We start from the raw sequence: 24,402 nt of genomic DNA on the forward strand, positions 1-24,402 counted from the left end.
GGCTGGTCCCGGGCGCAATCGAGACGCGAAAAGGCCCCAGCCCGGGGCTGACCGGCTAAGGCCTTTGTGCTCACAATCTTCGTCCTTGGGACTTGGATCGCCAACGTTCCCTAGGGCTTGGAATTATTTCGCGCGCCGAGATTAGCCGCGCGCCTACGCTTTCTCCTCCCAGATCATGGCGAGGTGCACGATCGTCTGCACCGCCTTTTCCATGTCCTGCCGGCTGACCCATTCCAGGCGCGAATGGAACGCGTGCTCGCCCGCGAAGATGTTGGGGCAGGGCAGGCCCATGAAGGACAGGCGCGAGCCGTCGGTGCCGCCGCGGATCGCGGTGCGCATCGGGCGCAGGCCGGCGCGGCGGATCGCCTCGATGGCGTATTCGAGAATGTGCGGGTGACGGTCGATCACCTGCTTCATGTTGCGATACTGCTCCTTGACCTCGAACTTGTAGGTCGAGCGCGGATAGTCCTTCATCACATCCTTGACGATGTTCTCGAGCAGGACCTCCTTCTCCTTCAGCCCTTCCTCGGTGAAGTCGCGCACGATGAAGGAGAGCGTTGCCTGCTCGAGCGCACCGTCGATGCCGATTGGATGCAGGAAGCCCTGCTTGCCTGACGTCGTCTCGGGCGAACAGCCTTCCTTCGGGAGTCGCTCGACGATGGCGGCTGCGATCTTGATCGCGTGCTCCATCTTGCCCTTGGCATAGCCCGGATGGGCACTGACGCCGTTGATGGTGATGGTGGCACCATCAGCCGAGAAGGTCTCGTCCTCGACGGAGCCCGCGGTCTCGCCGTCCATGGTGTAGCCGAAATCGGCGCCAAGCTTCTTGATGTCGACATTGTCGACGCCGCGGCCGATTTCCTCGTCCGGCGTGAACAGGATCTTGAGGGTGCCGTGCTTCGCATCGGGGTTGTAGATGAAGAAATGCGCGGCATCCATGATCTCGGCGACGCCGGCCTTGTTGTCGGCGCCCAGCAGCGTGGTGCCGTCGGTGGTGATGATGTCGTTGCCGATCTGGTTCTTCAGCGCGGGATGCTCGGCGAAGCGGATCACCTGGCTGGTATCGCCCGGCAGGGTGATGTCGCCGCCGCGATAGTTCTTCACGACCTGCGGTTTCACGTCCTTGCCGGTGACGTCGGGCGAGGTGTCCATGTGCGAGCAGAAGCAGATCACCGGCACCTTCTTGTCGGTGTTGGCCGGGATCGTTGCGTAAACGTAGCCGTAGTCGTCGAGATGGGCGTCGGCGACGCCCATTGCCTTCAGCTCGGTGACGAGGACGCGGCCGAGGTCTTTCTGCTTCTCGGTCGAGGGCGAGCTGGGGGATTCCGGATCGGACTGGGTGTCGATGGTGACGTAGCGCAGGAAGCGCTCGGTCACGGTATGCGTGAAGATGAGTGAGGACATTTCTGGTCAAACCGCCGGGGGTCAGGGGGAGCAGGCGGTATATCAGAAAAGCGGGCCACGTTGCGGCCGGAACGAGCTTCGATCAGGCTTAACGAACAGTCACCTCAGATCGCCTCTTTCAGTTCCTTGACCGGGCGGAAGGCGACCTTCTTGCTGGCCTTGATGTGGATGGGCTCGCCTGTGGCGGGATTGCGGCCGGTGCGGGCCGCGCGCTTGCGGACCTGGAGGATGCCCAGCCCCACGATCCGGACGCGGTCGCCCTTCTTCAGGTGCTTGGCGATCAGCTCGACCATGTCGGTGAGGACGGCCTCGGCGTGCTTCTTCGACAGGTCCTGGCTTTCCGCGATGTCGGCGGCGAGGTGCTTGAGGGTGATGGTGGCGGGAGCGGCTGCCTTCTTCGCCATGTCTGGCCTCCTCGATTCTTGCCGGTGGCTGGGGAGACCGCCCCCGGACCCCGCAGGTTCCCGGAGGCGTAGACGATTCGGGACCGGACTGACTACGCCGCCCGGCGCGGCCGGGTCACGTTCCTGCGCGCCACCGGCGGATATCCGCTCCTTCAGGCTGTGGATGCAACGTCCTTGACTTCACCAAGCCCGGCCTTTAAGTCCCCCCTCGTTCCGCGGACATCTGTGCGCCACGCGGGAGTAGCTCAGTTGGTTAGAGCGCCGGCCTGTCACGCCGGAGGTCGCGGGTTCGAGCCCCGTCTCTCGCGCCATTTTATGGCGGAAATCAATAACTTAATCGCTGAATAGAAACCCTCCCTGGCAAACCGCCAGCGGAGCAAAGCGCGTATGCGACGATCGGCGAGCGGGTGGTCGTTATTTTCGATTTTTTCGTGTTTCCGATCTTGCCCGCAACAAGCGGTGTGCAACACATTGTGCAACCCGCCAGACCGCCGACGACCGGTCAAACCGCTCTCATTCGGATCAATCCAATGCAGGCAGCCGATTTCAGCGCAACGCTGCAAAATTTGTTCGCCAAGGGCGTGCGGTACGGGGCCGTGATCGACCTTGGCTGTGCCGATGGGCATTTCGTTCTTAACCACCTGTCACGGCTCGGTGGTGCGGTGCCGCTCAACATTGATGCCAACCGGATCTATGAGAACTCCCTGAAGGCCATCAAGGAGGTGCTTGGCGGGCACTATCGGATCTGCGCCATCACCGACCATGAGGGTGAGATCGAGATCACCGAGTCGGTGCATCCCTACTGGTCGTCCGTGCGCCCGGCGGGCGATCTCTACTGGGCGCGGCTCAACGACCTGATCAAGAGCAAGGTCAAGGTGCCGGCGACGACACTCGATGCGCTGGTCAAGGAACTGTCGCTCGAGCCGCCGTTCCTGCTCAAGCTCGACGTGCAGGGCGCCGAAAAGGCCGCGCTGAAGGGCGCGCGTTACGTGCTCGAAAATTGCAGCGTCGTCGTGTGCGAGGCCGACATCGACGACTTCCAGGACATCAACGCGACGCTGCTGGAGGCAGGTTTCTTCCTCTACGACCTGACGACGCTGCAGCGCCTGCGCGACGGAACGCTCGGCTGGTTTTACCCCGTCTATGTCAGCGGCAAGCTCGCCCACCTGAAGCCGCAGGCGTTCTGGGATACCGGCGACAATGCGGCGGTCATCGAGGTGCAGGAGGCGCGCCGCAAGATGATCCTCGAACAGAACAGCAAGATATTGAACCGGCTGCGCTACGGGCAGGCCGATGCCGGCCGGAATGATCCCTGTCCCTGCGGCTCGGGGCAGAAATTCAAGCATTGCTGCGGCAGCTACCGGGCCGACTGACTTTGGCGCAGTCTGCCGGCTCGTCGAGCTATAGAATACACCCTTGACATTTCAAAGGCTTGGCAGGCCACCTTCAGTCGACGGCTGAAAATCAAAAGGCCGCCCGAGGGCGGCCGGTTGGGGGTCAAATCGAACCTTTTCGCCGTCAGCGAATCTCCGACGTGCCCGCGCTGGTGATCGCCACAGGCTTGCCGGCCTTGATCATCTGGGTGGACTGGGCGGTCTGGCCGTAATCGGCGTTGGTACGGGCAGCAATCCCGAAACCGGCCACTGCAATGCCGGCAACCAGCGCCACCACCACGATCTTCAGGTGGGTCGCACGATCAGCAGAGTGAATTGAGTGGTTCATCTGAGCCTCCCGACGGGCTTTGCCGCCGTCTATGGGCTCATGTCTTAAGGACCATCTGTTTCCGGATGGTTTCGCGGGTTCCGCAAAATGGTTTCATTAATAAGCCCGGTTGGTTTCGCCGCGCTTGCGGCGAGGCGGCGCCCTCAGGCGGCGGCCCGGCCGATATCGTCCCGGATGGTGCAGGCCGCCCAGACGAACAGCAGGGCGCCCAACGTGGTCGTGACCGCCGCCGAGAGCAGGGAATAACGCACGGCGTCCGCGCCATAGCTGCCTTTGAGGGCATCGTTGACCATGCCGACGGCCAGCGGGCCGACGCCCTGGCCGAAGCAGGTGGCGGTGAGCGCGATCAGGGCGGAGGCCAGCGCGCGCATGCTCGGCTTTGCCACGGTCTGCGCGATCGCGAAGATCGGCCCGAGATGGAAGCCGACCAGGAACGAGGTCAGCGCCAGCATCGCGACCATCATCGCGAAATCCTGCGTCAGCATGCACAGCGCGAACACCGGACCGGCGAGACCTGAGGTGATCGCGGGCGCCCAGAGCTTCCAGCGGTCGTCGCCGCGGCTCACTTGCGCCACCACGAAGCCGCCGAGCAGGGTGCCGGCCATTCCGGCGAGCCCCTTGAAGGTGCCGGCATAGGTGCCGATCTCGGCGCTCGACAGGTGGTGCACGCGCGCGAGGAACGGGGGGATCCACGCCGCGGTCGCGTAGTTGGTGTAGGTGGTGAGGCAGAAGCCGATCAGCACGATGATGAAGCTCCGCTGCGAGGCGAGGAAGCGCAGCGTCGGGCCGAGCGGCTCGGGCACGAAGCTCTCCTGCATCGCGCCGCGCTTCGGCTCCGAGATCGTCAGCCACAGGATAGCCGCGAGCAGGATGCCCGGCAGGCCGGCGACGTAGAAGGCCATCCGCCAGCCATAGTGCTGGTTGACGTAGCCGCCGACGAAATAGCCGAGGAAGACGCCGAGATAAGTGCCGATGGCGTAGATGCCGAGCGCGCGCGGGCGTTCGTTCTTGGCAAAGAGATCGGCGACGATCGACTGCGAGACGGGCGAGCCCGCGGATTCGCCGATGCCGACGCCGATGCGCGCCAGCGCCAGCGAGGTCACGCTCGAGGCCGCGCCGCACAGCGCCGTCATCGCGCTCCAGAACGCGAAGGCCACGGCCACGATGTTGCGCCGGTTGAGCCGGTCGGCGGCGCGCGCGATGGGGATGCCGAGCAGGGAGTAGAACAGCGCGAAGCCGAAGCCTGCGAGCAGGCCCATCATGGTGTCGCTGAGGGCAAACTCCTTCTTGATCGGCTCGATCAGGACGTTGAAGATCGTGCGGTCGAGGAAGTTCAGCGCGTAGATGACGGTGAGCAGCCCCAGCACGTAATAGCGCCGCGCCGAGGGCTTTGCCGCGGCAGTCGTTTGCACCGACACTTGTGACGTCACATCGACCATCGCATCCCCCCAATTTTGTCTTTGTTGTCGTTGTCGGTCCAGCCCTTATTGGAGCTGGCCGCTTCACGCGTCGCGGATGTAATTCCCCGCTTCGAATTCGACCGGCGCCGCGCCCACATCGAACGACACGCCGATCGGGTCGCGATCTGCCTCCATCGCCTCCAGTTGCTCGCTCAGCATGCGCCGGATCATCAGGATGCCGCGGTCGCTCTGGCCGAAATGCTCCTCGGAGTGAACGGTCAACGGGCCCTGGCCGACCTGGGCTTCGTAATCACCAGGGAATTGCTGGTGCTCGGCCTCGGTCATGTCCCACCAGAATTTTCCGTTGAACTTGGAGCGCATCCGGCCGATGTCGCCTGATGTCCTGACGCGACCGGCAACGTAGATGCGGAACGAGGTGTCGTCGATCGGCAGTGTCCAGCCGATCGACTCGACGCGGGCGAACTGCGCCACGCGCGGATTGGGCACGACGCGCAAGGTGGGGAGGGCGGCTTCGGTGACGCGATAGAACACCTTGCCGTCATCCTGCCTGCGGATCGAACGCACGGCGATCCCGCGCGGCGTCTTGTCGAACTTCACCTCCGGCATCGAGGCCATCATGTCAGTGAATTGCGGGCCCGAGAACGAGCCGTGCAGCACCGGCACGTGATAGGGATCGACCACGTTCTCGAAATGCTGCAGCCAGTTGCAGGGAATGACTGCCGGCCCGCCGCCGCCGATCGAGGAATCGTCGGCCTCGACGAACTCGCCGTCGTCCATGTTTTCGAGGCACTCATAGCGCGGCAGCACGGGGCGTTTCTCGGCCGGGCCCATATAGGCGAAGATCAGTCCGTAGCGCTCTTCGACCGGGTACCAGGGCTGGCGCACCTTGTCCTTGAACTGGCCGCCGTCGGGCTCGCAGGGCTGCTCCAGGCAGTGGCCCTCGGTGTCGAACTTCCAGCCGTGATAGCAGCAGCGGATTCCGTCCTCCTCGACCTTGCCATAATAGAGCGTGGTGCCGCGATGGCAGCATCGCGCGTGCAAGAGGCCGGCGCGGCCATGCTTGTCGCGGAATAGCACCAGATCCTCGCCCAGCGCCCGCACCTTCTTCGGGGTGTCGGTGGCATCACCGATCAGCCCGACCGGGTGCCAGTAGCGGCGGAGCAGTTCGCCCATTGGCGTGCCGCGCACGACCGAGGTTAGCTCGGTGCGCGTCTGCGCCGGTTTCATCGCATAGGCCGTGCCGAGATCGCGATCCCGCTGGGTGATCGTCATGCTGGTCCTCCCGCTGTGGGCCGTGCTGGCCAGGCCTTTTTTGTGCCTTTGTCGCAGTGAAAAATAATTCGATGACAATGTCAACGATCTTCCAAGTGCCGCTTGGTCGCATTCGGATGAGGTAGGAGGCGGCCTGCCTCAAGCTTGGGACTTGAGCCCGGCACTTGCTTCGGACTTGGACTTGGCAGGTCACCGCTTTCTTGGCACAGGTGAACGATGAACCAGACACCGAGGGATGGGTGGACGACGCCCGAGGCGGGCGAGAGCGAGGCGGCGCCGATCACCGTGATGCTGTCGTCGCGGCTGATGGTGCTGGCCAATCTGCTCAAGCGCGGCGCCATCCTGCGCTACAAGCGCCTCGCTGGATTGTCCTCGGTCGAGTTCGGTCTGGTCGCCTCGCTCGGCCGGCGGCCGCCGATGAGCGTCGCGCGGCTCGCCGAAGCGGTCGGCCAGGACAAGGGACAGATCAGCCGCGCGCTTGCGGAACTCGTCTCGCGCAAGCTGATCGCGAAATCGGCCAACCCGAAGGACAGTCGCGAGGTGCTGGTCTCGCTCACCGCGGCGGGTCTCGCCGCGCATGACGTGATCGTCGAAGGCGCGCAGGACCGCAATCGGCGCCTGCTTGAATCGCTGAGCGAAGCCGAGTTCGACACGCTGCTGCGCCAGGTCGATCAGCTCACGGCGATTGCCGCCGAGATGCTCGAGGCCGAAAAAAATTCGCGCTGATGTCTCGGCAATCCCTGGAAATGTTGGATCGCTTCTAAGAGTCTCTCTAAGAAGTTTTCAATTAGGGAAATCGCGCACCCTCACATAAGCGTCACTGCAAACGCATGCCGTGTCGGGACACGACGGCATGACGCATCGAACATGCAGCTTTGGGGTGGCGCGTTGAACAGTCTTGGAATGCTGCGGTCGGCCGTGTTGGCGACCGCATCCGCTTGGGTCTTGGTGCCGCAGGCATCGCTTGCACAATCGTCTATGCAGAGTGGCGCTCAGAACCTGCCGTCGGTGACCGTCACGGCGCCGGAGGCGCGCCGCCGCGCACCCGCGTCGGCCGTGCGTAGCGCACCGCGGCGGTCAGTGCAGGCAGCGAATAGAAGCAAACCGCAGCCGCAGCGCAACGCCGGCTTCGTCGAGACGCCGCGCGGCCCCGTGCGCGGCTACGTCGCCGGCCGCAGTGCGTCAGGCACCAAAACCGACACGCCGATCATGGAGACGCCGCAGTCGGTGTCCGTCATCAGTGCGGAGCAGATCCGCGACCAGAAGGCGAACAAGCTCGACGAGGTGCTGCGCTACACCGCCGGCGTGCGGGCAGGGACCTTCGGCGCGGATACGCGCAACGATTGGTGGCTGATCCGCGGCTTCAAGTCCGACGACGTCGGGCTGTTCCTCGACGGCATGCAGCTGTTCTACACGTCCTATGCGAGCTGGAAGCTCCAGACGCCGAACATGGAGCGCGTCGAGGTGCTGCGCGGCCCGTCAGCGGTGCTCTACGGCGGATCGAGCCCGAGCGGCATCGTCAACGTCATCAGCAAGCTGCCGCCGGCCGAGCCGATCCGCTATGTCGAGACCGGCGTCAACAATTTCGGCAACGCCTATGTCGGCTTCGATGTCGGCGGGCCGGTCGCGACGCAAGCGCAGAACGGCAAGCTGTTCTACCGCGTCGTCGGCCAGGTCCAGAACGGCCCGACGCAGGTCAATTTCACGCCCGACAACAACTACTTCATCGCACCGTCCGTGACCTGGAAGCCGGATGCCGACACGACGTTTACGGTGCTGGCATCCGCTTCCCGGCAGGAAACCCGCGGCATCAACTTCCTGCCCTATGTCGGGACGGTCACCAATGCCTCGTTCGGCAAGATCCCGACCAGCTTCTTTGCCGGCGATCCCAGCGTCGACAAGTTCACGCGCGAGCAGGAGATGCTCGGCTACCAGTTCGAGCGCAATCTCACCGACGATCTGACATTCCGGCAGAATGCGCGGTTTGCCCATGTCGACGTGACCTATCGTGGCTATGTCGGCAACGACTACGGCAATCAGGCAACCGCCACGCTCAACCGCTACAATTGGTATGCGAAGAACACCGCCAACCAGGGCGATCTCGACAACCAGCTCGAATATCGCTTCGACACCGGTCCGGTGAAGCACACGATGCTGTTCGGGGTCGACCTGAAGGGTTATCAGATCGATGACTATCAGGCCTTCGGGTTCGGCGTGTCCTCGATCAACATCTTCAATCCGGTCTACGGTCAGGCGGAAACCCCGTTGCCGACCACGCCGTTCCGCAACTTCCAGATCACGCAGAAGCAGGCCGGCACCTACATCCAGGACCAGATGAAGCTCGGCAATTTTACGCTGGTCTTGAGCGGCCGCAATGATTGGGTCGCGACGACGCAAGACGCCCGCGACACGGGGGCTACGGTCAGCAGCCGCGATGACAGCAGGTTCAGCGGGCGCGCCGGCCTGATCTACAATTTCGACAACGGCATCGCGCCCTACGTCTCCTATTCGACGAGCTACAATCCGATCGTCGGCCTCAACGCACAGAACCAGCTGTTCCTGCCGGAGACCGGCAAGCAGGCCGAAATCGGTGTGAAGATCGCGCCGAAGGGCTTTGACGGCTATTTCACCGTATCTGCCTTCGATCTGGTCCGTCAAAATGTGGCGACGACACTGCCGGGCAGTGTTCCGGTCTTGCAGAACCAGACCGGCGAGGTGACCTCGCGTGGCATCGAGCTCGAAGCGGTAGCGAACGCCACCAAGGAGCTGAAGCTGATCGGCGCCTTCACGGCTTATCACCTGTTCAACAGCAAGGATCTCGATCCGTCGTTGGTCGGCAAGACGCCGACCAACACGCCGGAGCTGCTGGTGTCGGGCTGGGCGGACTACACCTTTAGGGACGGACCGCTCGAGGGCTTCGGCTTCGGCGGCGGCGTGCGCTACATCGGCTCCTCCTGGGCCGACACCGCCAACACGCTTGAAGTTCCCGCGGTCGTGCTCGGCGACCTCGCGCTCCACTACGAATGGCAGAACTGGCGCACGGCACTCAACGTGATCAACCTGACCGACAAGATCTATGTCGCGAGCTGTGCCTCGGCCACGTCGTGCTTCTACGGCGATCGCCGGCGCGTGACCGCCAGCGTCTCCTACAAGTGGTGAGGGCGGGCGAGCGCACGGCATGTTGACGCTGCACATATCGAGGTTCCGACCGGCCTGAGCTCGACCATGCCCTTGTTCTGCTGACCGGACGACCGCTGATCTTCCAGCGGGAGATCGATGAGCTCCCGGGCTATGCCCCCCGGCCCGGAGCTCATGCGAGCGCGGCGCGTGCGACGGTCCTGCAAGTCGCCGACGCCGCGCTCGCGGTCGATCCGAGGCGGGGTCTGCGCCGACGCATTCGCCAGACGAGCCCCGGTCCCGTCGCGATGCATGGCTCGTCCGACCATCCGCGCCTGATACGTGTCCTTGCTGCACCTGTCCTCTTGCCGCCGCGGCCGCCAACACTATGTCGCCTGGGTGACGGTAAGGGCCTCCGCGACGGTCATTGCCTGGGTCCGGGTGCGCTGCCGCACGGAAAACCCGGGCATTTTGACCGGATGCCATGCGGCCCGCGCTGCCTTGGTCTGTGCACCGCAATCTCGGTACGGCCGCTGCACAAAACTGCGGTCGCCCTTGCTGGGCTTGGCGATCTGCTCCATACCAGCCGCGGGGTGATTCCGGGATTTTCTCCGTTCTGGGGGCGGCAAAGGGCCTAAAAAGAGCGTGTCTTGCGCCCATTGGTGCACTGCGCTAAGGCTCAGAATAATTCCAAATCGGGACGAATCCGCGGCTCCCCCGACGTCGCGGGAAAAAGGGCTCGCCAATGAGCGGCATTCTACAGAACTATCTTCCACTCGTCGTCTTCATAGGGGTAGCGGGCCTCATCGGCCTCGTGCTGCTGATCGCGCCTTTCATCGTGGCGTTCCAGCAGCCGGACCCCGAAAAGCTGTCGGCGTATGAGTGCGGTTTCAACGCCTTCGACGACGCCCGCATGAAATTCGACGTCCGCTTCTACCTGGTCGCCATCCTCTTCATCATCTTCGATCTCGAGGTGGCGTTCCTGTTTCCTTGGGCGGTGGCGTTCGGCAAGCTTGGCGCGACCGGCTTCTGGTCCATGGTGGTGTTCCTCGCCGTGCTGACGGTCGGGTTCGCCTATGAATGGAAGAAAGGGGCACTGGAATGGGATTGAACCCAGCACCGTCCACAGGTCCGGTTCTCGCGCCGGCCCCCAAGGGCATTCTGGATCCGTCGACCGGCAAGCCGGTCGGGGCCAACGATCCGTTCTTCCTTGAGGTCAATTCGGAGCTGTCCGACAAGGGTTTCTTCGTCGCCGCGACCGACGACCTCATCACCTGGGCGCGCACCGGCTCGCTGATGTGGATGACCTTCGGTCTCGCCTGCTGCGCGGTCGAGATGATGCAGGTGTCGATGCCGCGCTACGACGTCGAGCGTTTCGGCTTCGCGCCGCGTGCCTCGCCGCGGCAGTCCGACGTGATGATCGTCGCGGGCACGCTCACCAACAAGATGGCGCCGGCGCTGCGCAAGGTCTACGACCAGATGCCCGAGCCGCGCTACGTCATCTCGATGGGGTCGTGCGCCAATGGCGGCGGCTACTATCACTATTCCTACTCGGTCGTGCGCGGCTGTGACCGCATCGTGCCGATCGACATCTACGTGCCGGGCTGCCCGCCCACGGCGGAAGCGCTGCTCTACGGCGTGCTGCTGCTTCAGAAGAAGATCCGGCGCACCGGCACCATCGAACGCTAAGGTTTTACGTCATGGACGATGGCAAGCTCGACGCCCTTGGGCAAACGATCGTTAGCGCGCTTCCGGGCGCGGCCACCGGTCATTCGGTGGCCTTCAACCAGCTCACGGTGGATGTCGAGGCCGCCAGGATCGTCGAGGTGGTCAAGTACCTCCGTGACGATCCGAACTGCCGCTTCGTCAACTTCACCGACATCACGGCGGTGGACTACCCGTCGCGCGAGAAGCGCTTCGACGTCGTCTACCATCTGATGTCGCCGACCCTGAACACACGGATCCGGCTCAAGGCCCAGGCCGACGAGACCACGCAGGTGCCGTCGCTGATCGACGTGTTCCCCGGCGCCGACTGGTTCGAGCGCGAGGCCTACGACCTCTATGGCGTGTTCTTCGTCGGCCATCCCGACATGCGCCGCATCCTCACCGATTACGGTTTCGAGGGCCATCCGCTGCGCAAGGACTTTCCGACCACCGGCTTCGTTGAGGTCCGCTACGACGACCAGGAGAAGCGGGTGGTGTACGAGCCTGTCAGGCTCAACCAGGAATTCCGCAAGTTCGATTTCCTCTCGCCGTGGGAAGGGGCGGACTATCCGCTTCCCGGTGACGAGAAGGCGGGACCGAAGGCCTGATCATGAACGAGCAACCTGAAAATCTCCGCAACTTCACCATCAACTTTGGGCCGCAGCATCCGGCGGCCCATGGTGTGTTGCGTCTTGTGCTCGAATTGGACGGCGAAATCGTCGCGCGCGTCGACCCGCATATCGGCCTGCTTCACCGCGGCACCGAGAAGCTGATCGAGCAGAAGACCTATCTCCAGGCGATCCCTTATTTCGATCGCCTCGATTACGTCGCGCCGATGAACCAGGAGCACGCCTTCTGCCTCGCCGCGGAAAAGCTGCTCGGCATCGAGGTGCCGCGCCGCGGCCAGCTGATCCGCGTGCTCTATTGCGAGATCGGCCGCATCCTGTCGCATCTGCTCAACGTCACCACGCAGGCGATGGACGTCGGCGCGCTGACCCCGCCGCTGTGGGGTTTCGAAGAGCGCGAGAAGCTGATGGTGTTCTACGAGCGCGCCTCGGGCAGCCGCATGCATGCGGCCTTCTTCCGCGTCGGCGGCGTGCATCAGGACCTGCCGCAGAAGCTGGTCGACGACATCGAGGCCTGGTGCGATCCGTTCCTGAAGGTGGTGGACGACCTCGACCGCCTGCTCACCGCCAACCGCATCTTCAAGCAGCGCAATGTCGATATCGGCGTGGTGCCGCTGAAGGAAGCCTGGGAGTGGGGTTTCTCGGGCGTGATGGTGCGCGGCTCCGGCGCGGCCTGGGACCTGCGCAAGTCGCAGCCCTATGAGTGCTACGCCGAGATGGATTTCGACATTCCGATCGGCAAGAACGGCGACTGCTACGACCGCTACCTGATCCGCATGGAAGAGATGCGCCAGTCGGTACGCATCATGAGGCAGTGCATCCAGAAGCTGAACGCGCCCGAGGGCAAGGGTCCCGTCGTCGTCGAGGACAACAAGGTTGCGCCGCCGCGCCGTGGCGAGATGAAGCGCTCGATGGAAGCGCTGATCCACCACTTCAAGCTCTACACCGAAGGCGTTCACGTGCCGGCCGGCGAGGTCTATGCCGCGGTCGAGGCGCCCAAGGGCGAGTTCGGCGTCTATCTCGTCGCCGACGGCACCAACAAGCCCTACAAGTGCAAGATCCGCGCGCCGGGCTTCGCCCATCTGCAGGCCATGGACCACATCTGCCGCGGCCATCTGCTCGCCGACGTCTCGGCGATCCTGGGTTCGCTCGACATCGTGTTCGGTGAGGTCGATCGGTGATGGCGCAGGCGCCAATCCAGTTTGACCGCGCCTCGGGGGCCCTTGAAGGGGCCAACCTGTGGGAGCGGACGGCTGCCTTGGCGCTGGTGACGGGATCGAAGATCTCGTCGCACTTCTCGCATATGGGCTATATCGCCTGCGCGAACCTGCTGCGGAAAACGCTGCCCGAGCGCAATATCGCGATCAAGCTCAATCCCGACGCCGTGTTCGAATTCCCGTATGGCGACGGCTATTGGAGCAAGCTGCTCAACCGTTCCTATATCTATGAGGACGAGCTGGAGCTCCTGTTCGCCGACTCCATCGACGTCGACTACACGCTGCTCGATTGCGGCGCCAACTACGGCTACTGGTCGGTGCTGGTGTCGAGCAGGCCGTTCGGCTCGCACAAGGCGATCGCGATCGAGCCGTCGGGCCAGAACTATCCGAAGCTTGCCAACAACGCCCGCATCAACGGTGGCCGCTTCGAAACCATGAAATGCGCGATCGGCTCTGCCCGCGGTACTGCGCGGCTGTCCGGCACGAAGCACGAAGCCTTCAGCATCGCCGGCGATCCGTCGGCGGGTGGCGAGGACGTGCCCGTGATCGCGCTCGACAATCTGATCGACGACGGCAAGGTCGAGGCCAGCGGCAAGTACCTGATCAAGCTCGACGTCGAGGGTGTCGAGATCGAGGCGATCAAGGGCGGCGCCCGGCTGCTTGAGACCGACAGCGTCATCATGTGCGAGGAGCACGGCAGCGACCGCAGCCACGCGGTGTCGCGCTTTATCCTCGAACAGACCCCGCTGACGCTGATCGTGTTCGATCCGCGCAGCAACCGGATGGAGACCGTGAAGGAGCTGTCGATCCTCGACCGCATCAAGGTCTCGACCCACGTCGGCTACAACGTTTTCGGCACCGCAAGCGCATTCTGGCAGGACAGGATCGATGCCCTGAATGCCAAGACCCTGAGTGCCAACACCGCGCGCCGCATGCAGTGAGAGATAAGAGATGTCCGTCCGCCGATTAGCACCGAAGGAAGTCCAGCCCGCGAGCTTTGCGTTCACGGAGGAGAACCTTGCGTTCGCCAAGCAGCAGATCGCGAAATATCCGGCCGGGCGCCAGGCCTCCGCGGTCATCGCGATCCTCTGGCGCGCGCAGGAGCAGCACGACGGCTGGGTGTCGGAAGCCGCCATCCGCGTCATCGCCGACATGCTCGACATGCCCTATATTCGCGTGCTCGAGGTCGCGACCTTCTACACGATGTTCCAGCTCGCCCCCGTCGGCAAGAAGGCCCACGTCCAGGTCTGCGGCACCACGCCATGCCGCCTGCGCGGCGCCGAGGACCTGATCCACGTCTGTGAGCACCGCATCCATCACGAGCCCTTCCATCTCTCCAAGGACGGCAATTTCAGCTGGGAAGAGGTCGAGTGTCTCGGCGCCTGCGTGAATGCACCGATGGTGCTGATCGGCAAGGACACCTATGAGGACCTGACCAAGGAGAGCTTTGGCAAGGTGCTCGACGGCTTTGCCTCCGGCAATCCGCCGAAGCCCGGTCCGCAGAACGGCCGCCAGTTCTCGGCGCCGATCACCGGGCCGACCACGCTGAAGGAGATCACCTGATGCGTGATCTCTCGTCGCCGGCAGTGGAGGGGAGCGGTGCCATGAAGAAGTGGGGCTTCATCGCGATGCATGCCGCCGTCGCGGCCATTTTCATCTTCCTGCTGCAGCGTTTCAGCCTGAACGCGTCGCTGGAATCCAGCCTGCTCTGGGCGCTGACCTTCGCCGTCTGCGCCGCCGGACTTGCCTACAAGCAGTCCAATCGTTGATCGGAAAGCACTGATATGCTCGAGGACAAGGACCGCATCTTCAAGAACCTCTACGGCCTCCATGACTGGGGGCTCGAGGGTGCGCGGCGCCGCGGCGCCTGGGATGGTACGAAGAACATCATCGACAAGGGCCGCGACTGGATCATCAACGAGATGAAGGCCTCGGGCCTGCGCGGCCGCGGCGGCGCCGGCTTCCCGACCGGCCTGAAATGGTCCTTCATGCCGAAGGAATCGACCGACGGCCGGCCGAGCTATCTCGTCGTCAACGCCGACGAATCCGAGCCCGGCACCTGCAAGGATCGCGAGATCATGCGGCACGACCCGCATCTCCTGATCGAGGGCTGCCTGATCGCCAGCTGCGCGATGAACGCGCATGCCTGCTACATCTATGTCCGCGGCGAGTTCATCCGCGAGCGCGAGCATCTCCAGGCCGCGATCGACCAGGCCTACGAGGCCAAGCTGGTCGGCAAGGACAATGTCAACGGATGGCCGTTCGACATCTACGTCGCGCACGGCGCCGGCGCCTATATCTGCGGTGAGGAGACCGCGCTGCTCGAAAGCCTCGAGGGCAAGAAGGGCCAGCCGCGCCTGAAGCCGCCGTTCCCGGCGAATGTCGGCCTGTTCGGCTGCCCGACCACCGTCAACAACGTCGAGTCGATCGCGGTGGCGCCGGATATCCTGCGCCGTGGCGCGGCGTGGTTCGCCGGCATCGGCCGTCCGAACAATGTCGGCACCAAGCTGTTCTGCATCTCCGGCCATGTCGAGCGGCCCTGCAACGTCGAAGAAGCCATGGGCATTCCGTTCCGCGAGCTGATCGAGAAGCATTGCGGCGGCATCCGCGGCGGCTGGGACAACCTCAAGGCCGTGATCCCCGGCGGCTCGTCGGTGCGCATGGTGCCGGCCGAGCAGATCATCGATACGCCGATGGATTTCGACAGCCTGAGCAAGCTGCGCTCGGGTCTCGGCACCGCGGCCGTGATCGTGATGGACAAGTCCACCGATTTGATCCGCGCCATCGCCCGCATCTCGTACTTCTACAAGCATGAGAGCTGTGGCCAGTGCACGCCGTGCCGCGAGGGCACGGGGTGGATGTGGCGCGTCCTGACCCGCATGGCCGAAGGCCGCGCCCACAAGCGCGAGATCGACATGCTGCTGGAGGTCACCAAGCAGGTCGAAGGCCACACCATCTGCGCGCTCGGCGACGCAGCCGCCTGGCCGATCCAGGGCCTGATCGCGCATTTCCGTCATGAGATCGAAGCGCGCATCGACCAGTATTCGCATAAGTCCGACATCGACGATATCGGCGTCCGCGATCCCGTGAACATGGTCGCGGCGGAGTAAGAGACATGACCAAGCTCATCATCGACGGCAAAGAGATCGATGTTCCGGCCGAGTACACGCTGCTTCAGGCGTGCGAGGCCGCTGGCGCCGAGATTCCGCGCTTCTGCTATCACGAGCGGCTGTCGATCGCCGGCAATTGCCGGATGTGCCTCGTCGAAGTGAAGGGCGGCCCGAAGCCGGTCGCGAGCTGCGCCTGGGGCGTGCGCGATTGCCGTCCGGGTCCCAAGGGCGAGCCGCCGGAAATCTCCACCCGTTCGCCGATGGTGAAGAAGGCACGCGAAGGCGTGATGGAATTCCTTCTCATCAACCATCCGCTGGACTGCCCGATCTGCGACCAGGGCGGCGAGTGCGACCTGCAGGACCAGGCGATGGGCTATGGTGTCGACACCAGCCGCTTCGCCGAGAACAAGCGCGCCGTCGAGGACAAATATCTCGGCGCGCTGGTCAAGACCTCGATGAACCGCTGCATCCAGTGCACGCGCTGCGTCCGCTTCTCGGCGGAAGTCGCCGGCGCGCCTGAGATGGGCGCCACCGGCCGCGGCGAGGACATGGAGATCACGACCTATCTCCAGCACGCGCTGACGTCGGAATTGCAGGGTAACCTCGTCGACATCTGCCCGGTCGGCGCGCTGACCTCGAAGCCCTATGCCTTTGCGGCCCGCCCGTGGGAGCTCGGCAAGACGCAGTCGATCGACGTCATGGACGGCGTCGGCTCGGCGATCCGCGTCGACACCCGCGGCCGCGAGGTGATGCGCGTGCTGCCGCGCATCAACGAGGCCGTGAACGAGGAGTGGATCTCCGACAAGACCCGTCACATCGTCGATGGCCTGCGCACCCAGCGCCTCGACCGGCCCTACATCCGCGAGGCCGGCAAGCTGCGCGCGGCGAGCTGGACTGAGGCCTTTGCCGCGATCGCCGCGAAAGCGGCGCGCAGCGACGGCAAGCGCATCGGCGCGATCGCCGGCGACCTCGCCGGCGTCGAGGAGATGTTCGCGCTGAAGGACCTGCTCGCCAAATACGGCTCAAGCAACCTCGCGGTGCATGGCGGCGACGCCTTCGATCCGGCGCTCGGTCGCGGCTCCTACATCTTCAATCCGACGCTTGTCGGTGTCGAGCAGGCGGATGCGCTGCTCATCATCGGCGCCAATCCGCGCAAGGAGGCGGCCGTGTTCAACGCCCGCATCCGCAAGCGCTGGCGCTCCGGCGGCTTCAAGGTCGGCGTGATCGGCGCCAAGGCCGACCTGACCTATGACTACGATCATCTCGGCGCAGGCACCGAGACGCTCGGCGAGCTCGCGGCCGGCAAGCACTCCTTCATGGACGTGCTGAAGAACGCCAAGAACCCGATCATCCTGGTCGGCGCGGGCGCAGCCTCGCGTCACGACGGCGTCGCCATTCTGGCCGCCGCCGCCAAGCTCGCGATGGATGTCGGCGCGGTCAAGGACGGCTGGAACGGTTTCGGCGTGCTGCACGAGACCGCCTCGCGCGTCGGCGCGCTCGACATCGGCTTCTCCGCCGCGGCCGGTGGCCTGAACGCCGCGCAGATGACGACCTTCGGCACGCTCGACCTGCTGTTCCTGCTCGGCGCCGACGAGATCAAGGCGCCGGACGGCACCTTCGTCGTCTATATCGGCACCCATGGCGACCGCGGCGCGCACCGCGCCGACGTGATCCTGCCGGCCGCGGCCTACACCGAGAAGTCCGCGATCTACGTCAACACCGAGGGCCGTGTGCAGATGACGGGACGTGCCGCGTTCCCGCCGGGCGAAGCCCGCGAGGACTGGGCGATCGTCCGCGCGCTGTCGGAAGCGCTCGGCAAGAAGCTGGGCTACGACTCGCTTGCCGCGCTGCGCCAGGCGATCTTCAAGGCGGTGCCGCATCTGATCCGGCTCGACCAGATCGAGGCGGGCAGCGCCGACCAGATCAAGAGGCTGGCGGGCAAGGGCGGTTCGCCCGAGAAGGCGCCGTTCAAGCCCCTGGTCGACGACTTCTATTTGACCAACCCAATCGCGCGTGCGTCCGCCGTGATGGCGGAGTGCTCGCGGCTTGCCTCCGGGCAGATGCTGACCGCAGCGGAGTGAGCGTGATCTGATGGAATTCTTCGAAAGCGCATTCTGGACCGGTTTCCTCTGGCCGCTGATCATCATGGTCGCGGAGAGCGTCTTGGTGCTCGTCGTCCTGCTGGTCGCGATCGCCTATATCCTGCTCGCCGACCGCAAGATCTGGGCGGCGGTGCAGATCCGCCGCGGCCCGAACGTGGTCGGCCCCTGGGGCCTGCTGCAGTCCTTCGCCGACCTTCTGAAGTTCGTGCTGAAGGAGCCGATCATCCCGGCCGGCGCCAACAAGGGCGTGTTTCTCCTTGCTCCCTTGGTCTCATGCGTGCTCGCGCTTGCCGCCTGGGCGGTGATCCCGACCAATCTCGGCTGGGTGATCTCCGACATCAATGTCGGCATCCTCTTCATCTTCGCGATCTCGTCGCTGTCGATCTACGGCATCATCATGGCCGGCTGGTCGTCGAACTCGAAGTATCCGTTCCTGGCCGCGCTGCGCTCGGCCGCGCAGATGGTGTCCTACGAGGTCTCGATCGGCTTCGTCATCATCACGGTGCTGCTCTGCGCCGGCACGCTGAACCTGTCGGCCGTGGTCGAGGCCCAGCATGTCCGCGGCCTCGCCAGCCTGATCGGGCTGCCGCAGCTCACCATCCTGAACTGGTACGTCTGGCCGCTGTTCCCGATGTTCGTGGTGTTCTACGTCTCGGCGCTGGCGGAAACCAACCGTCCGCCGTTCGACCTCGTCGAAGCCGAATCCGAGCTCGTCGCCGGCTTCATGGTCGAGTATGGCTCGACGCCGTATTTGCTGTTCATGCTCGGCGAGTACGTCGCGATCGTCACGATGTGCGCGATGGCGACGATCCTGTTCCTCGGAGGCTGGCTGCCGCCGGTGGACCTGCCGCCCTTCAACTGGGTGCCGGGGATCATCTGGTTCTCGCTCAAAGTCTTCTTCATGTTCTTCCTGTTCGCGATGGCGAAGGCGATCGTGCCCCGCTACCGCTACGATCAACTGATGCGCCTCGGCTGGAAGGTGTTCCTGCCGCTGTCGCTGGCGATGGTGATCGTGGTGGCCGGTGTGCTGCACTTCGCCGGCATCGCGCCGAAGTGAGGGCCGTCATGGGTATCAACATCAACGCCACTGCACGCTCGCTTCTGCTGTCGGAATTCGTCTCGGCGTTCTTCCTCGCCATGCGTTATTTCTTCCAGCCGAAGCCGACGCTGAACTATCCGTTCGAGAAGGGCCCGATCTCGCCGCGCTTCCGCGGCGAGCACGCGCTGCGCCGCTATCCCAACGGCGAGGAACGCTGCATCGCCTGCAAGCTGTGCGAGGCCGTGTGCCCGGCCCAGGCCATCACCATCGAGGCCGGTCCGCGCCGCAACGACGGCACCCGCCGCACCGTGCGCTACGACATCGACATGGTGAAGTGCATCTATTGCGGCCTCTGCCAGGAGGCCTGTCCGGTCGACGCCATCGTCGAAGGTCCGAACTTTGAGTTCGCGACCGAGACCCGCGAGGAACTGTTCTATGACAAGGCCAAGCTGCTCGCCAACGGCGACCGCTGGGAACGCGAGATCGCGAAGGCGATCGAGCTCGATGCGCCGTACCGGTGAGATGAGAGCATGATCCTTCCCGCCACCTCCTCGTCATTCCGGGGCGCGCAAAGCGCGAACCCGGAATCTCGCGCCACAACCTCTAGATTCCGGGTTCGCGGGCTTTGCCCGCGCCCCGGAATGACGGGGAATGTCCAATGATCCTTCCCGCGCTGTTCTTCTATCTCTTCGCCGGCGTCTGCGTCGCCTCGGCGGTGATGGTGATTGTCTCGCGCAATCCCGTGCACTCCGTGCTGTACCTGATCCTGGCCTTCGTCAACGCCTCCGGCCTGTTCGTGCTGATGGGCGCCGAGTTCCTCGGCATGATGCTGATCGTCGTCTATGTCGGCGCGGTCGCGGTGCTGTTCCTGTTCGTGATCATGATGCTCGACGTCGACTTCCTCGAGCTGCGCGAGGGCTTCATCGAGTACCTGCCGGTCGGCCTCGTCATCGGCGGCATCTTCCTGTTCGAGCTGCTGCTCACCGTCGGCTTCTGGGTCATCAACCCCGGCGTCTCCAAGACGATCACGGCGGCGATCCCGACCAACGTGTCCAACACCGAGGCGCTCGGCCTCGTGCTCTATACGAAGTACGTCTACTACTTCCAGCTCGCGGGCATGGTGCTGCTGGTCGCCATGATCGGTGCCATCGTGCTGACGCTCAGGCACAAGGTGAGCGTGAAGCGGCAGGACATCAACGTTCAGAACGCGCGCACGCCCGACATGGCGATGGCGATGCGCAAGGTGGCGCCGGGGCAGGGGCTGTCGGATGCCGATGCGGCGGAGTGGGTGAAATGACGATCGGGCTCGGACACTATCTGGCGGTCGGCGCGATCCTGTTCACACTCGGGATCCTCGGCATCTTCCTGAACCGCAAGAACATCATCGTCATCCTGATGTCGATCGAGCTGATCCTGCTCTCGGTCAACATCAACCTCGTCGCGTTCTCGACCTTCCTCGGCGATATCGTCGGCCAGGTCTTCGCGCTTCTGGTGCTGACGGTTGCTGCTGCTGAGGCTGCGATCGGTCTCGCCATCCTGGTGGTCTATTTCCGCAACCGCGGCTCGATCGCGGTTGAGGACGTCAATCTGATGAAGGGCTGAGCGCATGATCCGGAAAAGTGGACACCGGTTTTCCGACCAGATCATGCGGAAAGAGTAAGTCATGGTTCAGGCAATCGTTTTTCTGCCTCTGCTGGGCGCCATTCTGGCCGGGCTCATCGCCTTGGCCGGCGCTCATGCCCGCAACCCCTCAGGCGACGAGGTCGAGCATCACGGCGACCACGGTCACGGCGATGCGCATGCGTCCGCGGCCCATGACGACCATGGCCACGACGATCACGCTCACGATGACCACGGACCGGTCGAGCCTGCAGCGGCAGGCTCGCGCGCGGCGGAGCTGATCACGACGGGACTGCTGTTCGTGTCGGCGGTGCTGTCCTGGATGACGCTGGTCGATGTCGGCTTCATGCACCACGACATGCGGATCCCGCTGTTGCCGTGGATCCTCTCCGGCGACCTCCAGGTCTACTGGACGCTGCGGGTCGACACGCTCACCGCCGTGATGCTGGTGGTGGTGACGACCGTGTCCTCGCTCGTGCACCTCTATTCCATCGGCTATATGGACGAGGATCCGTACCGGCCGCGCTTCTTCGGCTATCTCTCGCTGTTCACCTTCGCCATGCTGATGCTGGTGACGGCGGACAACCTCGTGCAGCTGTTCTTCGGCTGGGAGGGCGTGGGTCTCGCCAGCTACCTGCTGATCGGGTTCTGGTACCAGAAGCCGTCGGCGAACGCCGCCGCCATCAAGGCCTTCGTGGTCAACCGCGTCGGCGACTTCGGCTTCGCACTCGGCATCTTCGCGATCTTCATGCTGGTCGGCTCGACCGATTTCGAGACGATCTTCCACGCCGCGCCCGGCCTCACCGGCAAGACCATCAACTTCCTCGGCTGGCACGCCGATGCGCTGACCCTGACGTGCCTCCTGCTGTTCATGGGCGCGATGGGCAAGTCGGCGCAGTTCCTGCTGCACACCTGGTTGCCGGACGCGATGGAAGGCCCGACCCCGGTCTCCGCGCTGATCCACGCCGCGACTATGGTCACCGCCGGCGTGTTCATGGTGGCACGCCTGTCGCCGCTGTTCGAGCTCGCCCCGAACGCGCAGGCCGTCGTGATGTTCTTCGGCGCCACCACGGCGTTCTTCGCCGCGACCATCGGCCTCGTCCAGAACGACATCAAGCGCATCGTTGCCTACTCGACCTGTTCGCAGCTCGGCTACATGTTCGTGGCGATGGGAGCAGGGGCCTATTCGGTCGGCATGTTCCACCTGTTCACGCACGCCTTCTTCAAGGCACTGCTGTTCTTGGGCTCCGGCTCGGTGATCTACGCGATGCACCACGAGCAGGACATCCGCAACATGGGCGGCCTCTGGAAGAAGATCCCCTACACCTACGCGGTGATGGTGGTCGGCACGCTGGCCCTGACCGGCTTCCCGCTCACTGCCGGCTACTTCTCCAAGGATGCGATCATCGAATCGGCCTACGCCTCGCACAATCCGTTCGCGATCTACGGCTTCCTGATGACGGTCGTCGCCGCCGGCCTGACCTCGTTCTACTCCTGGCGCCTGATCTTCAAGACCTTCCATGGCGAGCCGCATGACGAGCATCACTATGAAGCCGCGCATGAGGCCCCGCTCTGGATCCTGATCCCGATCGGCGTGCTCGCGGTCGGCTCGATCGTCGCGGGCTTCCCGTTCAAGGAGCTGTTCGCCGGTCACGGCGTCGAGGAGTTCTTCCGCGAGTCCGTGAAGATGAACCCGCACATCATCGAGGAGATGCACCACATCCCCGAGACCATCGCCTTGCTGCCGACGGTGATGATGGTGCTGGGCTTCCTGGTCTCGTACCTGTTCTACATCCGCCGGCCGTATCTGCCGGTCGAGCTCGCGAACACGCAGCCGATGCTGTACCAGTTTCTGCTCAACAAATGGTACTTCGACGAGCTGTACGAGGTCATCTTCGTCCGTCCGGCGAAGTGGATCGGCTACCAGCTTTGGAAGAAGGGCGACGGCTTCATCATCGACGGCCTCGGTCCCGACGGCGTCTCGGCCCGCGTGCTGGACGTCACCCGCAACGTCGTGAAGATCCAGACCGGCTATCTCTATCACTATGCATTCGCCATGCTGATCGGCGTCGCCGGCCTGATCACTTGGTTCATGTTCGGCTTTGGAGGCCAGTAAATGACGACCTGGCCCATTCTATCGGTCACCACGTTCCTGCCGCTGGTCGGCGCGCTGATCGTCTATCTCACCCGCGGCGACGACGAGGCGGCGCGGCGCAACTCGCGCTGGATCGCCCTGTGGACCACGCTGATCACCTTCGCTGTGTCGGTGATCCTGGTCATGCGCTTCGATCCTTCGAATGCGGACTTCCAGTTCGTCGAGAAGGCGAACTGGCTCGCCACCGGCATCACCTACCACATGGGCGTGGACGGCATTTCGCTGCCCTTCGTGATCCTGACCACCGCGTTGATGCCGATCTGCATCATCGCGAGCTGGAAATCGGTCACGAGCCGCGTGCGTGAATACATGATGGCGTTCCTGATCCTGGAAACGTTTTTGGTCGGCACCTTCGCCGCGCTCGATCTCGTGCTGTTCTACCTGTTCTTCGAAGGCGGCCTGATCCCGATGTTCCTGATCATCGGCATCTGGGGCGGCCCGCGCCGGGTCTACGCGTCGTTCAAGTTCTTCCTCTACACGCTGCTCGGCTCGGTCCTGATGCTGCTCGCCATCATGGCGCTGTACTGGAACGGCGCCACCACCGACATCCCGACCCTGATGCACACAGCCGTGCCGCGGTCGCTGCAGACCTGGGCGTGGCTCGCCTTCTTCGCATCCTTCGCGGTGAAGATGCCGATGTGGCCGGTGCACACGTGGTTGCCCGATGCGCATGTCGAGGCGCCGACCGCCGGCTCGGTGGTCCTGGCCGCGATCCTCTTGAAGTTGGGCGGCTACGGCTTCCTGCGATTCTCGCTGCCGATGTTCCCCCTCGCGTCGCACGACTTCGCGCCGCTGATCTTCACGCTCTCGGTCATCGCCATCATATACACCTCGCTGGTGGCGCTGATGCAGGAGGACATGAAGAAGCTGATCGCGTACTCTTCAGTGGCGCATATGGGCTTCGTCACCATGGGCATCTTCGCCGGCACCTTGCAGGGCGTCGCCGGTGGCGTGTTCCAGATGATCTCGCACGGCATCGTCTCCGGCGCGCTGTTCCTCTGCGTCGGCATCGTCTACGACCGCATGCACACCCGCGAGATCGCGGCCTATGGCGGCCTCGTCAACCGGATGCCGCTCTACGCGCTGACCTTCATGGTCTTCACCATGGCCAATGTCGGTCTGCCCGGCACGTCCGGCTTCGTCGGCGAGTTCATGACGCTGCTCGGCACCTTCAAGACCTCAATCCCGACCGCGTTCTTCGCTTCGACCGGCGTGATCCTGTCGGCGTGCTACGCGCTCTGGCTCTACCGCAAGGTCGTGTTCGGGACGCTGGTCAAGCCGTCGCTCATGACGATCAAGGATCTCACCTTCCGGGAGTGCCTGACGCTGTTCCCGCTGATCGCGCTGACGATCCTGTTCGGCATCTATCCGAAGCCGGTGCTCGACATGTCGGAGGCCTCGGTCCAGCAACTCGTCAACAATTACAACACCGCTGTGACGGCCGTGAAGGCCGCCGCACTGCTCCATTGATCGGGCAGGTCAGGATATC

Annotated in this window: 23 protein-coding genes, 1 tRNA gene and 1 pseudogene; 19 read left to right on the top strand and 6 right to left on the bottom strand. The window is 64.0% G+C overall.

The genetic code is table 11. The features are described from left to right. Positions 1-153: 153 nt before the first annotated feature. Together pepT and AB5K84_RS21755 are read right to left on the bottom strand one after the other, a co-directional pair. Complete coding sequence (gene pepT, locus AB5K84_RS21750; RefSeq protein WP_038966300.1) at positions 154-1,404, bottom strand: peptidase T; 1,251 nt, start codon at positions 1,402-1,404, stop codon at positions 154-156. Between the two features lie 104 nt (positions 1,405-1,508). Further along, positions 1,509-1,814, bottom strand: a pseudogene (locus AB5K84_RS21755) (HU family DNA-binding protein); the annotation flags it as partial. A gap of 228 nt (positions 1,815-2,042) precedes the next feature. Between AB5K84_RS21755 and AB5K84_RS21760 the strand changes: the two are divergent. Further along, a tRNA-Asp gene (locus AB5K84_RS21760) sits at positions 2,043-2,119 on the top strand. A gap of 219 nt (positions 2,120-2,338) precedes the next feature. Next, positions 2,339-3,181, top strand: coding sequence for an FkbM family methyltransferase (locus tag AB5K84_RS21765; protein ID WP_236842066.1), 843 nt, complete (start codon positions 2,339-2,341; stop codon positions 3,179-3,181). Between the two features lie 145 nt (positions 3,182-3,326). Here the strand turns inward: AB5K84_RS21765 and AB5K84_RS21770 are convergent, their stop codons facing one another. From AB5K84_RS21770 to AB5K84_RS21780, 3 genes are all read right to left on the bottom strand, one after another. Further along, positions 3,327-3,530 carry a hypothetical protein gene (locus tag AB5K84_RS21770; RefSeq protein WP_028171704.1) on the bottom strand — a complete coding sequence of 68 codons (204 nt, stop codon included), beginning with the start codon at positions 3,528-3,530 and terminating at the stop codon, positions 3,327-3,329. Between the two features lie 143 nt (positions 3,531-3,673). Continuing rightward, a complete protein-coding gene (locus tag AB5K84_RS21775; protein WP_011087688.1) occupies positions 3,674-4,969 on the bottom strand; it encodes a spinster family MFS transporter in 1,296 nt (431 codons plus the stop codon). A gap of 63 nt (positions 4,970-5,032) precedes the next feature. After that, the gene (locus AB5K84_RS21780) at positions 5,033-6,223 is read right to left on the bottom strand and encodes an aromatic ring-hydroxylating dioxygenase subunit alpha (RefSeq protein WP_011087687.1); all 1,191 of its coding nucleotides are present in this window, start codon (positions 6,221-6,223) and stop codon (positions 5,033-5,035) included. A 216-nt stretch (positions 6,224-6,439) separates the two neighbouring features. Here AB5K84_RS21780 and AB5K84_RS21785 point away from each other — a divergent pair, with 216 nt between their 5' ends. Together AB5K84_RS21785 and AB5K84_RS21790 are read left to right on the top strand one after the other, a co-directional pair. Continuing rightward, entirely contained in the window at positions 6,440-6,949 is a 510-nt protein-coding gene (locus tag AB5K84_RS21785; protein ID WP_011087686.1) for a MarR family winged helix-turn-helix transcriptional regulator, read from the top strand. A gap of 177 nt (positions 6,950-7,126) precedes the next feature. Further along, complete coding sequence (locus AB5K84_RS21790) at positions 7,127-9,382, top strand: TonB-dependent siderophore receptor (RefSeq protein ID WP_038966299.1); 2,256 nt, start codon at positions 7,127-7,129, stop codon at positions 9,380-9,382. Between the two features lie 344 nt (positions 9,383-9,726). Here AB5K84_RS21790 and AB5K84_RS21795 read toward each other — a convergent pair whose 3' ends face one another. Then, positions 9,727-9,921 (bottom strand): hypothetical protein, encoded by a 195-nt coding sequence (locus AB5K84_RS21795; RefSeq protein ID WP_038966298.1) that lies wholly within the window; start codon positions 9,919-9,921, stop codon positions 9,727-9,729. 164 nt (positions 9,922-10,085) lie between these two features. On the opposite strand from AB5K84_RS21795, the gene AB5K84_RS21800 reads away from it, so the two are divergent. The 15 genes from AB5K84_RS21800 (at position 10,086) to AB5K84_RS21870 (ending at position 24,383) form a co-directional block, all read left to right on the top strand. After that, positions 10,086-10,451, top strand: coding sequence for an NADH-quinone oxidoreductase subunit A (locus AB5K84_RS21800; protein WP_008136158.1), 366 nt, complete (start codon positions 10,086-10,088; stop codon positions 10,449-10,451). Then, positions 10,448-11,029, top strand: coding sequence for a NuoB/complex I 20 kDa subunit family protein (locus tag AB5K84_RS21805; RefSeq protein WP_370140497.1), 582 nt, complete (start codon positions 10,448-10,450; stop codon positions 11,027-11,029). Before AB5K84_RS21800 ends, AB5K84_RS21805 begins: the two co-directional genes overlap by 4 nt. Before the next feature lie 11 nt (positions 11,030-11,040). Next, the gene (locus AB5K84_RS21810) at positions 11,041-11,652 is read left to right on the top strand and encodes an NADH-quinone oxidoreductase subunit C (protein ID WP_011087683.1); all 612 of its coding nucleotides are present in this window, start codon (positions 11,041-11,043) and stop codon (positions 11,650-11,652) included. Between the two features lie 2 nt (positions 11,653-11,654). Beyond that, positions 11,655-12,851, top strand: a complete 1,197-nt coding sequence (locus AB5K84_RS21815; RefSeq protein WP_011087682.1) for an NADH-quinone oxidoreductase subunit D — start codon at positions 11,655-11,657, stop codon at positions 12,849-12,851. Beyond that, positions 12,851-13,828 (top strand): FkbM family methyltransferase, encoded by a 978-nt coding sequence (locus AB5K84_RS21820; protein WP_038966297.1) that lies wholly within the window; start codon positions 12,851-12,853, stop codon positions 13,826-13,828. The genes AB5K84_RS21815 and AB5K84_RS21820 overlap by 1 nt, the downstream gene beginning before the upstream one ends. A gap of 10 nt (positions 13,829-13,838) precedes the next feature. Beyond that, entirely contained in the window at positions 13,839-14,450 is a 612-nt protein-coding gene (nuoE, locus tag AB5K84_RS21825; RefSeq protein WP_011087680.1) for an NADH-quinone oxidoreductase subunit NuoE, read from the top strand. Further along, positions 14,450-14,656 carry a hypothetical protein gene (locus AB5K84_RS21830; RefSeq protein WP_011087679.1) on the top strand — a complete coding sequence of 69 codons (207 nt, stop codon included), beginning with the start codon at positions 14,450-14,452 and terminating at the stop codon, positions 14,654-14,656. The genes nuoE and AB5K84_RS21830 overlap by 1 nt, the downstream gene beginning before the upstream one ends. A gap of 15 nt (positions 14,657-14,671) precedes the next feature. Further along, positions 14,672-15,997, top strand: coding sequence for an NADH-quinone oxidoreductase subunit NuoF (gene nuoF, locus AB5K84_RS21835; protein ID WP_011087678.1), 1,326 nt, complete (start codon positions 14,672-14,674; stop codon positions 15,995-15,997). Between the two features lie 5 nt (positions 15,998-16,002). Further along, the gene (nuoG, locus tag AB5K84_RS21840) at positions 16,003-18,078 is read left to right on the top strand and encodes an NADH-quinone oxidoreductase subunit NuoG (RefSeq protein ID WP_011087677.1); all 2,076 of its coding nucleotides are present in this window, start codon (positions 16,003-16,005) and stop codon (positions 18,076-18,078) included. A gap of 10 nt (positions 18,079-18,088) precedes the next feature. After that, positions 18,089-19,156, top strand: a complete 1,068-nt coding sequence (gene nuoH, locus AB5K84_RS21845) for an NADH-quinone oxidoreductase subunit NuoH (RefSeq protein ID WP_074076914.1) — start codon at positions 18,089-18,091, stop codon at positions 19,154-19,156. A 14-nt stretch (positions 19,157-19,170) separates the two neighbouring features. Then, positions 19,171-19,659 (top strand): NADH-quinone oxidoreductase subunit NuoI, encoded by a 489-nt coding sequence (gene nuoI / locus AB5K84_RS21850; protein WP_026232873.1) that lies wholly within the window; start codon positions 19,171-19,173, stop codon positions 19,657-19,659. Between the two features lie 137 nt (positions 19,660-19,796). Beyond that, positions 19,797-20,435 (top strand): NADH-quinone oxidoreductase subunit J, encoded by a 639-nt coding sequence (locus AB5K84_RS21855; RefSeq protein WP_011087674.1) that lies wholly within the window; start codon positions 19,797-19,799, stop codon positions 20,433-20,435. Continuing rightward, positions 20,432-20,740 (top strand): NADH-quinone oxidoreductase subunit NuoK, encoded by a 309-nt coding sequence (nuoK, locus tag AB5K84_RS21860; protein ID WP_008547737.1) that lies wholly within the window; start codon positions 20,432-20,434, stop codon positions 20,738-20,740. Before AB5K84_RS21855 ends, nuoK begins: the two co-directional genes overlap by 4 nt. Positions 20,741-20,801: 61 nt before the next feature. Continuing rightward, on the top strand, positions 20,802-22,874 hold the full coding sequence (nuoL, locus tag AB5K84_RS21865; protein WP_011087673.1) for an NADH-quinone oxidoreductase subunit L: 2,073 nt from the start codon (positions 20,802-20,804) through the stop codon (positions 22,872-22,874). Next, the gene (locus AB5K84_RS21870; protein ID WP_011087672.1) at positions 22,875-24,383 is read left to right on the top strand and encodes an NADH-quinone oxidoreductase subunit M; all 1,509 of its coding nucleotides are present in this window, start codon (positions 22,875-22,877) and stop codon (positions 24,381-24,383) included. Positions 24,384-24,402 lie beyond the last annotated feature (19 nt).

Source organism: Bradyrhizobium sp. 1200_D9_N1_1 (genome assembly GCF_052075915.1).
Lineage (GTDB): Bacteria > Pseudomonadota > Alphaproteobacteria > Rhizobiales > Xanthobacteraceae > Bradyrhizobium > Bradyrhizobium diazoefficiens.

Coding starts and splice junctions, on each gene's coding strand:
- pepT (WP_038966300.1), bottom strand. CDS start 1,404: ATGTCCTCACTCATCTTCACGCATACCGTGACCGAGCGCTTCCTGCGC.
- AB5K84_RS21765 (WP_236842066.1), top strand. CDS start 2,339: ATGCAGGCAGCCGATTTCAGCGCAACGCTGCAAAATTTGTTCGCCAAG.
- AB5K84_RS21770 (WP_028171704.1), bottom strand. CDS start 3,530: ATGAACCACTCAATTCACTCTGCTGATCGTGCGACCCACCTGAAGATC.
- AB5K84_RS21775 (WP_011087688.1), bottom strand. CDS start 4,969: ATGGTCGATGTGACGTCACAAGTGTCGGTGCAAACGACTGCCGCGGCA.
- AB5K84_RS21780 (WP_011087687.1), bottom strand. CDS start 6,223: ATGACGATCACCCAGCGGGATCGCGATCTCGGCACGGCCTATGCGATG.
- AB5K84_RS21785 (WP_011087686.1), top strand. CDS start 6,440: ATGAACCAGACACCGAGGGATGGGTGGACGACGCCCGAGGCGGGCGAG.
- AB5K84_RS21790 (WP_038966299.1), top strand. CDS start 7,127: ATGCTGCGGTCGGCCGTGTTGGCGACCGCATCCGCTTGGGTCTTGGTG.
- AB5K84_RS21795 (WP_038966298.1), bottom strand. CDS start 9,921: ATGGAGCAGATCGCCAAGCCCAGCAAGGGCGACCGCAGTTTTGTGCAG.
- AB5K84_RS21800 (WP_008136158.1), top strand. CDS start 10,086: ATGAGCGGCATTCTACAGAACTATCTTCCACTCGTCGTCTTCATAGGG.
- AB5K84_RS21810 (WP_011087683.1), top strand. CDS start 11,041: ATGGACGATGGCAAGCTCGACGCCCTTGGGCAAACGATCGTTAGCGCG.
- AB5K84_RS21815 (WP_011087682.1), top strand. CDS start 11,655: ATGAACGAGCAACCTGAAAATCTCCGCAACTTCACCATCAACTTTGGG.
- AB5K84_RS21820 (WP_038966297.1), top strand. CDS start 12,851: ATGGCGCAGGCGCCAATCCAGTTTGACCGCGCCTCGGGGGCCCTTGAA.
- nuoE (WP_011087680.1), top strand. CDS start 13,839: ATGTCCGTCCGCCGATTAGCACCGAAGGAAGTCCAGCCCGCGAGCTTT.
- AB5K84_RS21830 (WP_011087679.1), top strand. CDS start 14,450: ATGCGTGATCTCTCGTCGCCGGCAGTGGAGGGGAGCGGTGCCATGAAG.
- nuoF (WP_011087678.1), top strand. CDS start 14,672: ATGCTCGAGGACAAGGACCGCATCTTCAAGAACCTCTACGGCCTCCAT.
- nuoG (WP_011087677.1), top strand. CDS start 16,003: ATGACCAAGCTCATCATCGACGGCAAAGAGATCGATGTTCCGGCCGAG.
- nuoH (WP_074076914.1), top strand. CDS start 18,089: ATGGAATTCTTCGAAAGCGCATTCTGGACCGGTTTCCTCTGGCCGCTG.
- AB5K84_RS21855 (WP_011087674.1), top strand. CDS start 19,797: ATGATCCTTCCCGCGCTGTTCTTCTATCTCTTCGCCGGCGTCTGCGTC.
- nuoK (WP_008547737.1), top strand. CDS start 20,432: ATGACGATCGGGCTCGGACACTATCTGGCGGTCGGCGCGATCCTGTTC.
- nuoL (WP_011087673.1), top strand. CDS start 20,802: ATGGTTCAGGCAATCGTTTTTCTGCCTCTGCTGGGCGCCATTCTGGCC.
- AB5K84_RS21870 (WP_011087672.1), top strand. CDS start 22,875: ATGACGACCTGGCCCATTCTATCGGTCACCACGTTCCTGCCGCTGGTC.